At 72.6% G+C, this 14,683-nt stretch carries 10 protein-coding genes; 4 read left to right on the top strand and 6 right to left on the bottom strand.

What is annotated here, in order from left to right; all coding sequences use genetic code 11:
• Nucleotide 1: 1 nt before the first annotated feature.
• Nucleotides 2-1,006, bottom strand: a complete 1,005-nt coding sequence (locus tag WMF44_RS03090) for a hypothetical protein (RefSeq protein ID WP_437297618.1) — start codon at nt 1,004-1,006, stop codon at nt 2-4.
• 395 nt (nt 1,007-1,401) lie between these two features.
• Between WMF44_RS03090 and WMF44_RS03085 the strand changes: the two genes are divergently transcribed.
• The 4 genes from WMF44_RS03085 (at nt 1,402) to WMF44_RS03070 (ending at nt 7,339) form a co-directional block, all read left to right on the top strand.
• Nucleotides 1,402-2,592, top strand: coding sequence for a sigma-70 family RNA polymerase sigma factor (locus WMF44_RS03085; RefSeq protein WP_437297617.1), 1,191 nt, complete (start codon nt 1,402-1,404; stop codon nt 2,590-2,592).
• Between the two features lie 245 nt (nt 2,593-2,837).
• Nucleotides 2,838-3,437 carry an RNA polymerase sigma factor gene (locus WMF44_RS03080; protein ID WP_437297616.1) on the top strand — a complete coding sequence of 200 codons (600 nt, stop codon included), beginning with the start codon at nt 2,838-2,840 and terminating at the stop codon, nt 3,435-3,437.
• A 411-nt stretch (nt 3,438-3,848) separates the two neighbouring features.
• The gene (locus WMF44_RS03075; protein ID WP_437297615.1) at nt 3,849-6,248 is read left to right on the top strand and encodes a DEAD/DEAH box helicase; all 2,400 of its coding nucleotides are present in this window, start codon (nt 3,849-3,851) and stop codon (nt 6,246-6,248) included.
• Nucleotides 6,245-7,339, top strand: coding sequence for a hypothetical protein (locus WMF44_RS03070; RefSeq protein WP_437297614.1), 1,095 nt, complete (start codon nt 6,245-6,247; stop codon nt 7,337-7,339). The genes WMF44_RS03075 and WMF44_RS03070 overlap by 4 nt, the downstream gene beginning before the upstream one ends.
• 134 nt (nt 7,340-7,473) lie before the next feature.
• Here the strand turns inward: WMF44_RS03070 and WMF44_RS03065 are convergent, their stop codons facing one another.
• The 5 genes from WMF44_RS03065 to WMF44_RS03045 all read right to left on the bottom strand — a co-directional run bounded on the left by WMF44_RS03065 (nt 7,474) and on the right by WMF44_RS03045 (nt 14,583).
• The gene (locus WMF44_RS03065) at nt 7,474-7,797 is read right to left on the bottom strand and encodes a hypothetical protein (protein WP_437297613.1); all 324 of its coding nucleotides are present in this window, start codon (nt 7,795-7,797) and stop codon (nt 7,474-7,476) included.
• Nucleotides 7,798-7,895: 98 nt separating this feature from the next.
• Nucleotides 7,896-8,540, bottom strand: a complete 645-nt coding sequence (locus tag WMF44_RS03060; RefSeq protein WP_437297612.1) for a hypothetical protein — start codon at nt 8,538-8,540, stop codon at nt 7,896-7,898.
• Between the two features lie 265 nt (nt 8,541-8,805).
• Entirely contained in the window at nt 8,806-9,588 is a 783-nt protein-coding gene (locus WMF44_RS03055) for a hypothetical protein (RefSeq protein ID WP_437297611.1), read from the bottom strand.
• A gap of 627 nt (nt 9,589-10,215) precedes the next feature.
• Nucleotides 10,216-13,620, bottom strand: a complete 3,405-nt coding sequence (locus WMF44_RS03050; protein ID WP_437297610.1) for a GAF domain-containing protein — start codon at nt 13,618-13,620, stop codon at nt 10,216-10,218.
• Between the two features lie 117 nt (nt 13,621-13,737).
• Nucleotides 13,738-14,583, bottom strand: coding sequence for a lysophospholipid acyltransferase family protein (locus WMF44_RS03045; protein ID WP_437297609.1), 846 nt, complete (start codon nt 14,581-14,583; stop codon nt 13,738-13,740).
• Between the last annotated feature and the right edge of the window lie 100 nt (nt 14,584-14,683).

Genomic DNA, 14,683 nt, shown 5'->3' with positions numbered 1-14,683 from the left:
CTCACCATGCGCCCTCGATCCGGACACCGCCGCCGCGCGCCGTCGCTTGCGGAACCACCCGGACGCCCCCTCGCTCCGGCGCGGGCGCCCACCAGAACGACGAGAGCGCCGCCGCGCCGACCACGCCGCTCGCCACGACGCTCACCAGCGCGACAAGGCCCAGGGCGTCGCGGGAACGGATCGCGTCCTCCAGATCGGGGCACCGCGCATCGTCGACCGAAGCCAGCTCGTGACACGCACGCTCCCCGCCCGTGGCGAGCAGCTCCTCGCGCAGGGACTCGGCCTCGCCGTCCTTCACCGCCGACCCGATCGCGAACCCCGCGCCTACCAGGACGCCCGCCGACACGAGCGCCAGCCCCCCGACCCGGATCGCTGGCCCGATCGCCGTCCCCCCGGTCGCCGGCCACGGCGCCGCCGGTCCCGGCGCCGCCGCCGCGGCGCGGGGCGCGACCGCCGGCCGCGCCGGCCGCGGCGCCGGCGGCTTCTCCTCGAGGGCCAGGCCGAGCGGCAGCTTGTCCCCGCGCTGCGCCTCGAAGCGACCCACGCCGTCCTCATGGCCTTGCAGCGTCGCCCGCGCCTCGTGGCTTCCGGGCTCGACATAGACGACGTACGTGACGAACCCCTGGCCCACGCGCCGGCCGTCCATGAACAGCTCGGCCTCGGGCTTGCCGACCACGATCGCGACCTCGACGACCTCCTGCGCCGCCTGCTGGAGCGCTCCCCGGAGCCGCGCCCTCGCGCCGGACGAGTGCGCCCCCCCGTCGAGCGCCCGGCGCAGGTGCTCCGCGGCGTCCCGGTACCGGCGCAGCGAGAGCTCCAGGAGCCCCAGCTCGCCGGCCCAGCGCGGGTCGCCGGTCGACTCCCACGCCGTCCGGTAGGCCACCGCCGCGTCGGCCCATCGCCCGGCGCGCCGCGCCTGCTCCGCACGGCGGAGCGTCTCCGCGAGGGACGCGGCGGACGTCGCAGCAGGAGACGCGGCCGACGACGAGGCCGCAGAGGGCGACACCCCCGGGGGCGCAGCCGCCGTCGGAGCGCCCTCCGCACCCATCCCGGGCGACCGCGGCACGTCGGCGATTGCACCGCGGCTCCAGCCTGAGACGCACAACAAGAGCGCAATCCCCCAGCACCTGGTCCCGCGCATGCGCGCCGATCCTAGTCAGCCCGCCATTCGCCGACAAGCGCGCCCTCCGGCGCGGACGATGAGAAAATTTTGATGGCGAATGAGACGGCCCCCCCGTAATGCAGCGACGGCACGGCCAGCTGCTCACGCCTTGCCCATCGGCTCGGCGCCCGGAGAAGCCCGCAGGAGCGCGAGGCGCACCCACGAGGCTCCGCCGGCAGATCGAGGCTTCGGGAACGATTTCGGGCGCCATCGGGTAACCCGCGGTTAATGGATCGGGCATGGAGACAAAGGACCCGCCCGCTGTGCCCGGAGCGACGCCGCCCGGCTGGGACGCCCTCGTCCGCGAGCACCTCGGCTACCTGCGGAATCGCATCTCATCGGAGCGGATCCCGAAGGCCGACAGGGAGGATGTGCTCCAGGAGGTGCTGCACAGCATCTCGCGGGCGCTGCCCACCTTCGATCCGGCCCGGGGCGAGCTGCGCGCCTGGCTGAAGGCCATCGTCCACAACCACGCCTGCAACTACCGGCGCCGCGCCAGCCGGCGGCGCGAGCAGCCGTGGCCAGACGAGCCGCTGGAGATCGCCGACGAGGCGCCGAGCTCCGAGGAGCGCCGGATGGAGGCCGAGCGGCGGCAGATCCTCTCGACGCTGCTCCTCGAGCTGCCGCCCGAGCGCCGCCAGGCCGTGATAGCCCACGAGCTCGACGAGGCCGGAATCGGGCACGTCGCAGCGCTGCTCTCGATACCCGCCACGACCGCGAAGAGCCGTGTTCGCCACGGACTCGCGGATCTCAAGGCGGCGGCGCGCCGCTGGCAGGCGCGACGCCAGCGCCGCCTCGCCGTCCTGCTGGCGCTCCACGGGGCCTGCCCGGAGAAGCGCGCAGGCCGCGCCGCGCCGTCGCGGCTCCTGCTCCAACCCGCGCGGCGCGCGCTCCGTCGCGCGGTGTCCGGCGCGAGGACGCCGCGGGCGCGAGCGGTCACTCACGCCTTCGCGTCGCTCGCGGCAAGCGCCTGGAGCGTTCTCCTGACCGCAGGGCTCCTCATGGCCGGACACGGCATCCGGCGCGGCGAGATCCACCCCGGCGGCGCAGCGACACACGACGCCTCTTCCATCGCCGGAGCACACGCGCCTTCCACCGTGGAGCCTGCAGCGCAAGCCGGCGAGCTCTCGTATTCACCCGCCGATGACAAGACACCTTCATCAGGAGAGAAAGCGGCATCGAACGGCGGCGACACCGTCCCCGCGCGCCCTCGGCACACCTCCCGGTCGCCGCGGAGCTGGCCCGGCGCGCAGCGCGACGCGCACGGCGCGCAGGGCGACGAACAGGAGCGCCAGAGGATGGCGGCCGCCGCGCGCGCCATCGGGGACGACGCGCTGGCCCACGCGCTGCTGGCGGGCGCCATCACGACCTCTGCCGCGTCGCTCCCGCGCCTGACCGCGACGTGGCCGCCGCTTCCTCCGCGCCCGTGACACGCGTCCGGTGAATCGGCGAAGCGCCGGATCGACGGATCGACGGATCGATGAACCGTTCAATCGGCGCAAAGAACGCCTCTCCACATCGCCACGCGTCATCACTGGCATCGGCGGCAGACGGCGCCCACACGGGCTGACTCGACCGGCAGCAGCGATGTCGGCCTGCAGCCCGTCGGCGCGATGACCGCGCGGATGCGCGATGGATTCGATAGCTCCTCGACGTGTCTTGCCGAGATCCTTGTATGCAGACCCGACGCCGCACGAGCTCCGGTGTGCACGAGCGCAGCGCGCCCGGACGCCGCCTCCCCTCGTTCGCGAAGAACCCCGCCGTCCGCCTCCCTGTCGAGCGCATCGTCGCCGAGCGTGGCTGGATCGCCGCGCTCGTCACGGGCGGCGGCGTGCCGCGCCGCGACCGTGACGACCTGGTCCAGGCCGTGCTCATGGCCGCCTGGATGGCTGTCGAGGCGGGCAGGTACCGCCCGGACCCGTCGGTGAACCCGACACGAGCGCTCCGCGCCTGGCTGCGGGGCATCACCTGGCGAAAAGCGAGCCATTACCGCGAGCGCGCTTGTGTGCGCCAGGAGGTTCCGGTGGCCGATCCATGGAGCGCTCGGCCGGAGCCGCCGCGGGACGACGAGCCCCTCGTCGACGCGCGCGAACGCCTCCTCGCCGTGCGCCTCGCGTTCTCCAAGCTGCCGCGGCGCGACCGTGAGGCGCTCGCCCTCGCCGCGGCCGGCCATGGCCTCCGCGACATCGCGCGCAGGCTCCGTATACCGGCCTCGATGGCGGTGGAGCAGATCGGTCGAGCTCGAAGGAGGCTACGGGGTCTCCTCGAACGGTAACGTCCGACGACCGGCGATCGCCCGCGCTCAGCCCCTTCACATCTCCGGGCGAGTTCTACGAGATCAGCGAGACCGGGAGGTACGCGAAGTCCGCGGCCGGCGAGCTCGCCATGGCCGGTCACGACGTCTGGCTCGTCGACCAGCGGAGGACGGAGCTCCCGCCCGGCGCGTGCGAGTCCGGCGCCGCCGATTGCAGCGTGATGGCCGACTTGGACGTCGACACCCTCTCTAGCGACGGGCTCTTGAAACGGACCTTCCTCGACCCCTTCACGCGCTGGCTTCGCCAGAAGATCCAGGACGCATTCCGATCAAGGGCGCCAGATTTCCAAAAATAATCGTCAATTTTTCCGCCGATCTCGCGCCCATGGCACCTCGACATCCCGGAGCAGGAGGGATACACGCGGCCGACGCATGCAGGTCTCGACGACGTCCCTCACGTCGATCTCCGCGAGCGACGTGAGCTGGCTGCTCGCCACGCAAGCGGGCAGCCGGCTGCTCTCCGGCGCGGATCTCTTCACCATGGCGTTCGCGCTCTCGGGCCGGTCGCACAAGGAGCCGCTGACGCTCGACGAGGCGCATGACCTGCTCCTCGCGCGCGGCCTTCCACAGGCGCTCGCGGGCAGCGCGCTCGTCGAGCGGATGCGCGAATCGACGAGCGCGGATCCGGCGTTCCTCGTCTACAACGCGAGCACGTTCTGCATCGACCGCAACGTCGGTATCCCGCGCCGGCTGGGCCAGATCGTCTTTCGTCACGACGTCCAGCGGCTCCTCCTGGCCCATCGCGCGGAGCGGCCGCCGCCCCCTGAGCGCCCTGTCACGCGCGCTCAGGCCCGCTCACCCGCGCGGGCGCGGCGGACCGAAGCGCCCGCCGCGCCGCCACGAAGTCCCTCCACCACCCCGACCCCGGAGCGCCCGCCGCGCGCCCGCGCCGCCGGCTCGCGCGCCACGCCCGCCGGCTCGCGCGCCACGCCCGCCGGCTCGCGCGCCACGCCCGCCGCCTCCCGGCCGCCCGCCGCCTCCGGCGTGGCGGAGCCGGCGCCCCCGCCCGAGCCGGCTCCTCTGCCGGCTCCGCCGCCCAGGAAGCCGGCGCCGCTCCTGATGTCCGGGCTCGACCGGTCCGAGCTGCTCCAGCGGCTCGCTGGCCCGCCGTCCTCGCTCGCGGCGGTGAGCCACGCGCTGCGCGCTCACCTGCTCGCCTCGGCCGAGCAGTTCGAGGAGCTGCTCGCGCTCGCCGCGCTCACGGGCGTCGAGCCGCACCGCTACCAGATCGAGACCGCGCGCCGCGTCCTCCGCGTGTTCCGCGGGCGCGCGCTGCTCGCGGACGAGGTCGGTCTCGGCAAGACGGTCGAGGCGCTGACGATCCTGCGCGAGTACCAGCTCCGCGGGATGGTCCGGCGGGCGCTCGTCCTCGTCCCTCCTGCGCTCGTCGGCCAGTGGACGGGCGAGCTCGCGGAGAAGGCCGAGATCGCCGCGCGCACGACCGACGACGCCGCGCGCACGGCGGACCCCGAGGCCTTCTGGCGCGATGAGGGCGTGGTCGTCGCGTCGCTCGCCCTCGCGAGGAGCGCGAAGCACGCGCCGCTCGTCCAGGCCGCCTCGTGGGACCTCGTGATCGTCGACGAGGCCCATCACGTCAAGAGCCGCACGACCGCCGGCTTCAAGCTCGTCGACGGCCTGCACAGCCGGTTCCTCCTGATGCTCACGGCGACGCCGATCGAGACCGATCTCGAGGAGCTCTACAACCTCGTGACGCTGCTCAAGCCCGGGCAGTTCGCGACCCCGGCGGCCTTCCGCGCGCAGTTCGTCGACCCGAAGGACCCGCTGTCGCCGAAGAACCGGGAGCGGCTGCGCGCCCTGCTCGCCGAGGTGATGGTGCGCAACACCCGCGCCGACAGCGGCCTCGCGCTGCCGCCCCGGTACGTGAGCACGGCGCTGGTCGATCCGCTCCCGGAGGAGCGCGAGCTCTACGAGCGCGTCCTCGCCCTCGTGCGCGCGCGCGGGGCCGACGCCGGCTCCCGGATGCTGGCCTCGACGCTCCTGCTCGGCGCCGGATCGAGCCCCGCCGCGGTGCGCGGGAGCCTCGAGCGCATGAGCGCGAGCGAGCGGCGCGCCCCCGGGATGCGCGCGGCGCTCGCCGCGCTGGCGAAGCTCGCGGCCTCGGTCCGCGCGTCCCGGAAGGGCGGCGCCCTCGTCGATCTCGTGCGCGCTCACGACGAGCAGGTCCTCGTCTTCACCCGGTTCCGCGACACGCTCTCGTACATCGAGGCCGTGCTCCGCGAGGCCGGCGTCGAGCCCGCGGCGTTCCACGGCGGCCTCTCCGCCGCGGACAAGCGCGCGGCGCTCTCGGCGTTCCGCGACGGCCGCGCGCGCGTGCTCGTCTCCACCGACGCCGGCGGCGAGGGTCACAACCTCCACCACTGCCATGTCCTCGTGAACTTCGATCTTCCCTACAACCCCATGCTCATCGAGCAGCGGATCGGGCGGCTGCACCGGATGGGCCAGCGAGAGGAGGTGCGCGTCTACAACCTCTGCGCGCGGGGCACCGCCGAGGAGCGTGTCCTCGATCTGCTCGACCGCCGCCTGCACCTGTTCGAGCTGGTCGTGGGCGAGATGGATATGGTCCTCGGCAACATGGCGGACGAGCGCGATCTGGAGGAGCGGATCGTCTCCCTCTACGCGACGTCGCGCTCGGAGGAGGAGATCGCGAGCGGCTTCGACGCCATCGCCGAGGAGCTCGCCGCGGCGCGCGGGCGTTACGAGCAGGTGAAGTGCCTCGACGCCAAGCTCTTTGGAAAGGACTACGAGGCGTGACCGCGGCGCAGGGGATGCTCTCGCCCACGGAGGGCGCGCTGCCCTCTCCGCTCGATTTCGTGGTCGAGGCGCTCGCGGAGGCCGGAGCGCTCGCAGAGCGTGAGGACGCGCGGGCGGTGGCGCTCCTGCCGGCGCGGCTCGCGGCCGAGATCGAGGTCCCGGAGGAGTGCGCCCTCGCGCTCTACCCCGATCGGGACGGGGACGTCGCGTGTGGCCTTGGCTCCACGCTGCTCGAGCGGCTCATCGCGAGGGCGCGCGGGCGGCCGGTGTCCACCTCGGTGCGGCTCGCCGCGGACCCGCCGCGGCCTGCCCACGTGCGGGCCGCCGCGGACCGCTTCGTGCTGCGCAACGGGCTCTGCGAGACCGGGCAGGTCTCCACGGGCGCGGCGGTCTACGTCGCGGCCATCGTCGCTTATGGCGTCGAGGCCGACGACCGGCGCGAGGGGCTCGTTCGGGTCGTGGTGAACGCACACGACGGCGGCGAGCCGGACGCCGCGGTGGGCGCGCACCTGGATCTCGCCTGGCCGAGCGCCCTCGTGCAGCCGAGCGCCGTGCCCCTCTCGACGGACGATCGCGCGGCGGACTGGATCGCGCTCCGCGCCGAGCAGGCGGTGCGGGCGGCGGTGCAGCCGCTGCTCGGTGAGGTCGAGCGCAGGCACGCGCGGGATCACGATCGGATCGTGTCGTATTTCGCGGACCTGATCGCCGAGACCCGGGCGCCGCGGCGGCGCGCGGATCCAAAGGCCGTCGAGGCCAAGGTCGCGCACCTCATCGCCGAGCGGAACGCGAAGCTCGAGGCCTTGCCCGCGCGGTTCGCGGCGAAGGTGACGTGTTCGGTCGCCGCGCTGGTGAGCGCCGAGGTCCCGGCGGCGCTCGTGAACATGCGTCTCCGGCGGCGCAAGGAGTCGCGGGACATCGTCTTGCGGCTCCCGGCGGGCGCCTCGAGCCTGGACAGGCTCACGTGCGAGGCGTGCGGCGCCGCGACGGCGCGGCCGGCGGCGTGCGACGATCGGATGCACCTGCTCTGCGAGGCGTGCGCGCCGAACGCGCAGGGCCGCATCGCGTGCCCGGCGTGCGCGAGGCGGCGCTGAGGGCCTGTCCAGCCGCCGTCGCCAAACCGCTCCACGGTCGCTCCGAACCGCTCCGCGGTTTCCTTTTCCGCCTCCGATCCCAGGTGGCCCTGGCGATGGCGCCCTTTTCGCTTCGGTCCCGTGGTGATCCCGGACTAGCCAGCGGGCGCGTCGAGCACGGGGAACTCCTTCACGGAGCGGCCGCCCGCCTGCTCGACCGTCAATTCGCTCTCCACGTAGAGGACCTGGAGCCTGCTCGGCCCAAGGTTCTGGACGAAGACGACGTTGCCGTTGGGCTGGTAGGGGTCGGTGTGGCCCGTCTGGATGACGACGTCGGTCCAGGCGCCGACGTTGAGAATGGTGATGTTGTAGGTGGTCGCGCCGCCTCCGGGGTTGCCGGTGTTGTAGACGTGCATCGTCCCGGGGATGGCGCCGAGCTTGTAGATGACCTGATTGGGCGGGATATTGACGACGGCCATGGTTGTCTCCTGTCTTGTATCAAGGCACGACGAACAGGTCGTGCCGGTGCAACACGCGATGAAAATGAATAGCAACGTCAATGCCAGGACATCGTCCTTCAGGGGCTCCGGACGACGAGCAGGGGGAGGATGTCTGCGCCGGCCGGCACGGCCATGGCCCAGGGCTCAGAGCCCCAGCTCCACCCCGCGTTGATCTCGAACGCGAGCCGGCGGGTGCTCTCTTGGCCCAGCTCCACGAGCACGCCTGGCCCTGGCGACGTGGTGGCCGGGTCGCCGGGGCGGAGGCTCGACGCCGCGAAGACGAGGAGCACCGTCTCCATGGGATAGAAGACCTGGCGGGTCTTGCCATGGAGCGGAAAGGACGCGATGGGCGCGGCGGTCTCGCCGAGGCGCTGCGCGAGGCCACAGGTGAACGGCGTCGACGTGTCGTTCTGTATCGAAATGGCGTTCGCCGGTCCCCCGAGGAGCACGACGCCGGTGCCCGCCGGCCCCTGCACGTAAAGCACCTGTCCGGGCTCGATGTCGTACGAGGCCGAGGCGTCCACCCGGGCCGACGGCAGGAGCGTGCGGGTCGCTGTGTAGGCCCGATAAAGCGCCGCCCACGACACGGTCGTGGTGAGGGAGTAGGTCCTCGATTGGAGCCACACGAGCGGCACGCCGGCGGCGTCCTCTGCGCCCACCGCTTTGAAGGCGTACAGCGAGATCTCGGAGGCGGCGAGCGCGCTCGCCGTCTCGGCGCTCATGGAGACGATCAGCCGTCTCTCGGTCGGCGCTGAGGAGGAAATGGGCGGAGCGGCTTCATCGACGCGCGCGGCCTTCGATGTCGCCGGGCCTGGCCGCTCGTCGGGCGTCCTGAGACCCGTGCCGCACGTGAGGGACAGCAACGACGCGGCGACGAGCGCGGCCTGTCCACGAAGAGGTCGTCGCATGAGGCCTCCTTGCCGCGTCGCGCTCGTCGCTCGACCGCGGAGGGTGAACCGGCGGCCGGTCCGCCCCGCGGGCGCCACCTCAGGCCTGGATCAGGCCGCCATTGCTGCGGGAGGTGTGGCGCGCCTCCGGCGCCGGCGCGTGGGCGCTTTGCGCCGCCAGGATCCTTCGGTTCAGGCTGGCGGACGACTGGAGCAGGAGCGGCGCGAGGTTGGTGCCTGCGGGGACGAGCTGTACGTTCGGGTTGCCGCTGGAATTCCAGCCTGCGTTGATATCGAAGCTCAACGAGACCTCGGGCTCGCTGGTGAGGTTGATGAGGGCGGCCTGGCTGAACGCCTGGAAGATGACCGTCCCCGTGTTCACCGCCGTCGTGGCGAACTCCAGCAAGACGAGCTGGATGGGCGCGAAGACATCGAGCATGTTGCCGTAAAGCGGGAAGGCGCAGAGGGGCGTCGCCACCGGGTTGCCGTTCACCGACTGCACCTGCGAGATGCCGCAGACCATCTGCGTCGTGGTCTGGTTCGCGATCGAGATCGCGTTCTGCGTTCCACCGGTCACGACGGTCCCCGTGCCCGCCGGGCTCGTGACCTGGAGGATGTCGCCGAGGTTCATGTCGTAGGACGCGCTCGCCTTGATCTTGCCGCCGGGGATGATGGCGCTCTGCGAGGTGTACCCCTGATACTGCTCCTCCCACGAGATGGTGGTATCCAGGGAGAATGTCTTGGTCTGGAACCACACGAGCGGCGCGCCGCCCTGGATGCTCGTCTGCACCCCCTTGAATCCATACAGATAAAATCCGCCCGACTCCAGTGCGTTGAAGGTGTTCTGGTCCATCGCGATGTTGATCTGATAGGGCGTGGCCATGGCGATGCTCTCCTCTCCGAGAAATCCTTGTGCATTCGCCTGGACCCTCCGGCGCCGCGCATCGAGGTCATCGGATCCGGGCGATGCTGCGTCCAGAATTGCAACCAGAATGCCAATCAAAAACGTGGCCTCACGGACGCGCGACCGGAAGGGAGGGCAACAATCTGCCCGGCGGCCCCTCCCCTGACGGCAATCCTTTGCCCGCGGCAACAACTTGCCCTCGCCCTCGCGACAACCATTGACGTCCGACGTGAGGAGGGCGACGTCGGCGCTTGAATGAACGCAGCCGGCCGCTCGCTCCCTATCGAATCAAGAGCGTCCTCGGCCAGTGGGCATGGGCGTCAGGACCGTGAGCGCCGGGGTGGGGGTGTGCGCGGCAGCGCGCGGGGGGCGCGCTGGAGCACCGAACGAGGTGCCATAAGGTCCCAGCCGGCTCCACGTCCCAGGCGCGCCTTGTGTGGCGCGCGACGAAACGTCTCAGAAGGCAAGGCCCGAAGTGAGACATGCCGGGCGGTGTTTCATGCGCAAGCTCTCCCGCCCCCGCCTTGGCGGATGGCCAGCGCCCCCCGCGCGCTGCCGCGCACACCCCCACCCCGGCGCGTGCCCCCCGGATCCCCCGTCACTCCCTCACTCGTCCCGGGACCAGGGCATCAGCCCGGTCGCCAGGCACTTCACCGCCGCCGCCAGCTCGATCGGCTCGATCGGCTTGGGCACGTGCATCTGGTAGCCGGCCGCGAGCGCCCGCACCCGGTCCTCGGTCCGCGCGTACGGCGTCAGCGCCAGCGCCGGCGTGCGCCCCACCTTGCGCGGCAGCAGATCCCGCACCCGCCGGATCAGCGAGTACCCGTCCTCCCCCGGCATCCCGATGTCGACGACGAGCAGCGCCGGCTCCGACGTCTCCAGCAGCTTCAGCGCCTCGTTGCTCGACGTCGCCGTGCTGACCTCGGCCCCGCAGCGCCGCAGCACCGCCGAGAGCATCGCCAGCGTGTCGGGATCGTCGTCCGCGATGAGCACCCGCACCCCGGTGAGCCGCGGGAACGGGTTGCGCGGGTCCGGCGCGATGCCCGCGTTCGTGAGCGCCGTCGCGGTCGCCCCCGTCGAGAGCGGAAGCTGCACCGTGCACGTCGTCCCGCGCCCCGGGCCGGCGCTCGTCACGCGCACCATGCCGCCGTGCAGCCCGACGATGTGCCGCACGATCGACAGCCCCAGCCCGAGCCCCCCGTGCCGGCGCGCGCCGCTGTTGTCCTCCTGCCGGAAGCGCTCGAAGACGTGCGGCAGCGAGTCCGCCGAGATGCCCTCGCCGTCGTCGATCACCTTGACCTCGGCGAAGCGCTCGTCCTGCGAGAGCTGCACCTGCACGAGCCCCCCGGGGCGCGCGAACTTCACCGCGTTCGAGAGCAGGTGCCACACGACCTGCTGCAGCCGCGCAGGGTCGCCCTCGACGAACACGCCCTCCGGATCGAGCCTCGTCTCGATCGCCACGCCCTTGCCCGCGGCCGACGGGAGGATCGACTCGACCGCCGTCTGCACCGGCAGCGTCAGCTCCACCGCGAGCCGCTCGATCTTCAGCGTGCCCGTCACGACCTGCGACGCGTCGAGCAGCTCGTCGATCAGCGTCACCTGGTGCTCGGCGTTGCGCTCGACCGCCGACAGCGCCCGCGTCTCCGCGACCCGATCGAGCGAGCCCGCCTGCATCATCCTCGCCCAGCCGAGGATCGCGTTGAGCGGCGTCCGCAGCTCGTGCGACACCGTCCCGAGGAACTCGTCCTTCAGCCGGTTCGCGTCCTGCACCTCGCGGTACAGGCGCGCGTTGTCGAGCGCGAGCGCGGCCCGGTGCGCCACCTCCTCCGCGAAGGCGACGTCGGACCGCTCGAAGAACCGGCCCGACTCCGACGACACGAGCGAGATCGCGCCGAGGATCCGCCCGCGCGCCCGGAGCGCCACCACGAGGTACGAGAGCGGCGCGAGCGTCCGGTTGGCCGTGGCCTCCTCGCTCGTCATCGCCTCGTGCAGCAGCACGTCCCCGCGGACGTCCGCGTAGAGCTCCGACCGGCCCGTGCGCAGCACGCGCGCCACCGGGCCCGGCTCGCCGTCGACCCGGCTCGGGTGGAAGTACCGGAGCAGCGGCTCCTTCAGCGGGCTCACGTGCGCGGCCGCGACGTGGCGCAGGCCGAGGCCGTCGTCGATGTCGACGAGGCAGAAATCGGCGAGCACCGGCAGCACGAGCCGCGCGAGCGACTGGAGCGTGGCCGTGAAGTCCAGCGACGCGGCGAGCGCCGTGCTGAGCTCGGCCAGGAACGCGAACCGCCGCGCCGCCTCCTCGGCCTCGGCCCGCGCCGCCTGCACCCGGATCAGCCGGGCGCGCTCCTCCTCGGCCCGCTTGCGATCGGTGATGTCGCGGTGGATGCCGACGAGGAACAGCGGGCGACCCTCCTGGTCGTGGACCGCGTACGCCGTGATCTCGATCGGCACCTCGGAGCCGTCGCGCCGCACGCACGGGACCTCGCCGACGAAGGTGCGCGCGTCCTCGATCTGCTGGAGGATCCGGGCCGTGCTCTCCTCGCGGACGTCCTCGCGGTGGAGGAGCGCCATGCTCTTGCCGACGATCTCCTCGGACAGGTAGCCGAAGATCGACTCGGCCTCGCCCATCCAGTACCGGATGTTGCCCTCGACGTCCGTGACGAGGATGGCCTCGGGCATCTGCTTCAGCACCTCGTGCGAGAGGTGCATGGCCTCCTCCGTCTGCAGCGCGGAGAGGCGCGCCCGCTCGAGCGCCTGCGCGCTCTGCTGGACCAGCGCGAGCATGAACGCCCGGTCGTCCTCGGTGAACGACTGCGGCGCCGAGAAGCCGAACCCCACGGCGCCGAGCACGCGCCCCTCGAGGAAGAGCGGGATCGCCGCGTACGCGCGCTCGCCCGTCGCGACGCAGCACGACGCGAAGCCCGGCTCGAACTCGCCGAAGCGCCCCTCCGACTCGAGGAAGATCGGCTGCCGCTCCCGGACCGCGCGCGCGAGCGGCAGCTCCGCGCCGAGGTCGAAGCTCTTGAAGCGCGCGATCTGCGCCTCGAGGTAGCCCGTCGAGCGCACCGTCTCGAGCTCGCCGCCGAGCCCGGCGCGCAGCGCCACCACGCCGGTCATCGCCCCGGCGGCCGCGACGACGTCGCTCGCGAGCACGCGGAGCACCGCGGGCGGCGTGATCGCGTCGGACAGCGCGGCCGTCACCGCGAAGAGCCACGCGGCCCGGTCCGCGCTCCGCTCCGCGGCGTGGCGCGCCTCCTCCGCCTTCCGGTAGAGGTAGGCGTTGTCGAGCGCCAGCGCCACGCGGTGCGCGAGCTCGGCCGCGAGCACGAGATCGTCCGCGGAGTAGATGCGGTTCGACTCCGAGACGCCGAACGACAGCACGCCGAGCTTGCGGCCGCGCGCGATGAGCGGCACCGCCATCGCCGACCGCGTGCCGAGCTGCTCCAGCGCGGCGGCGCGCTCGGCGGCCTCGTCGCTCTTGTCGCGATCGAGCTCGTGCAAGAGCTCGGACTCGCCGCTGTGCAGCACCTTGGCGATGCCGAGGCGCTCCTCGGCGTCGGGCGAGATCGCGCGCAGGAGCCCCTCGCGCTCGGGGTTCACGTGCTTCGCGGCGACGCGGCAGAACCGCCGCCGCGTCGCGCCCGCCTGGCCCGCGCGATCGGAGCCCGCCGGGTCGGAGTCCGCGGCGGCGCGATGGCGCCGGGCCGCGTAGATGCCCGCCACGGGCGCCGGGTCGATCCCGTCCGGCCCGGCCACGAACGTGGGACCGCCGTCCGACGACGGCGGCGGCGGCGGCACGGAGCCGACCAGGCCCATGGCGTCCGCGGCGCCACGCTCGATGAGATCGACCGTGCACCAGTCCGCCAGGTAGGGCACCGACAGACGCGCGAGCCGCTCGAGGATCGTATGAGGGTCAAGCGATCCGGTGAGCTGCTCGCTCGCGTCCGCCAGGAACATCAGCTCATTATGGATCGCCCCTCCGCGGGGCGGCTTCAGGACCTGCCATGCCATGGCGGTCTCGCTAAGGTTGCCTTCACGCTCCATGGGGTCGCCGGCGGCCCCGCATCGTAGCGAGGGCCGATCGCAGAAGCCAGCGGCGCAGGCGAGAGCGCGGCGCCTAACCGTCGCCTAACCGTCAGAGGCGAGCCGCGCGCGGGCGCGGTGGACGAGCGCCTGGACGGCGCGGTGCGATTCGTCGCGCACATCGCCGACGTCCCGGCCTACCGTGGCGATGGGCGCGCCGACCTCGAGCGCCACCGGGATACGTCGCGCACGGCTCACCCGGACCATGTGCGCCGTGAACGACTCGTCGACGTAGGAGGACTCGGCGCCGCCGTACACGAGCCCCACAGGGACGATCTCCGCGCCGACGCGGCATGCCGCGGTGAAGCCGCCCGCGCGGAACGGCCGCACCTCATCTCCGGAGAACGTGGTCCCCTCGGGGTAGACCATCACACCACGGCCGCCCTTGAGCGCGGAGGACATCGCCTGGACGACCGCAGAGCCGCTGCGCTTGCTGGAACGGTCCACGAAGAGCGTTCCGACGCGGCGCGCCGCCATGCCGATGACCGGCCATCCGGCGAGGTCGGCCCGGCTCACGACCGTGGCCTCGAAGAAGGCGAGCGTGATCATGATGTCGAGCGCGGAGCGGTGGTTCATCACGAACAGCCGGCCGAGCCCAGCGGCGTCGCGCCCAGGGCAGTACCCCGCGCCCACCGGATCGGCCGCGCCTGAGGCGCGCCCCGCCGCGAGCTCATCACGGACGAGGCCGCCCGCGCGCGCGTCGAGCCCGTAGAGCTTCAGGAGCGCGCGCCCATACCGGCGCATCCATGTGTGGAGGACCACTTCGCGATCGGCCGCGGGCGAGATCGCTGTGTCGACCTCGAGCAGGCCGTACATGCCGAAGGTGAGGCCGACGAAGCCGGCCGTGCGGAGAGGGAAGCGGAGGGCGTCGAGGGGACGAGCGCTGACCATGCGTCGGATGTCCTGCCCGCTCGGGGCGATCGTGGAGCCAGGGCTTCAGCGAGGCGGAGGCGCCGGGCGCGCCCCGGCTCGCGCGGCGAGAGCGCCTGCC

The sequence above is a fragment of the Sorangium sp. So ce426 genome (assembly GCF_051475585.1).
GTDB classification, from domain to species: domain Bacteria; phylum Myxococcota_A; class Polyangia; order Polyangiales; family Polyangiaceae; genus Sorangium; species Sorangium cellulosum_B.
This window is presented reverse-complemented; position numbering and strand designations above follow the sequence as displayed.

Bases quoted from the DNA above. Each gene is read 5' to 3' on its own strand.
- WMF44_RS03055 (WP_437297611.1), bottom strand. From the start codon at position 9,588: ATGGCCACGCCCTATCAGATCAACATCGCGATGGACCAGAACACCTTC.
- WMF44_RS03085 (WP_437297617.1), top strand. From the start codon at position 1,402: ATGGAGACAAAGGACCCGCCCGCTGTGCCCGGAGCGACGCCGCCCGGC.
- WMF44_RS03060 (WP_437297612.1), bottom strand. From the start codon at position 8,540: ATGAGCGCCGAGACGGCGAGCGCGCTCGCCGCCTCCGAGATCTCGCTG.
- WMF44_RS03080 (WP_437297616.1), top strand. From the start codon at position 2,838: ATGCAGACCCGACGCCGCACGAGCTCCGGTGTGCACGAGCGCAGCGCG.
- WMF44_RS03065 (WP_437297613.1), bottom strand. From the start codon at position 7,797: ATGGCCGTCGTCAATATCCCGCCCAATCAGGTCATCTACAAGCTCGGC.
- WMF44_RS03050 (WP_437297610.1), bottom strand. From the start codon at position 13,620: ATGGCATGGCAGGTCCTGAAGCCGCCCCGCGGAGGGGCGATCCATAAT.
- WMF44_RS03075 (WP_437297615.1), top strand. From the start codon at position 3,849: ATGCAGGTCTCGACGACGTCCCTCACGTCGATCTCCGCGAGCGACGTG.
- WMF44_RS03045 (WP_437297609.1), bottom strand. From the start codon at position 14,583: ATGGTCAGCGCTCGTCCCCTCGACGCCCTCCGCTTCCCTCTCCGCACG.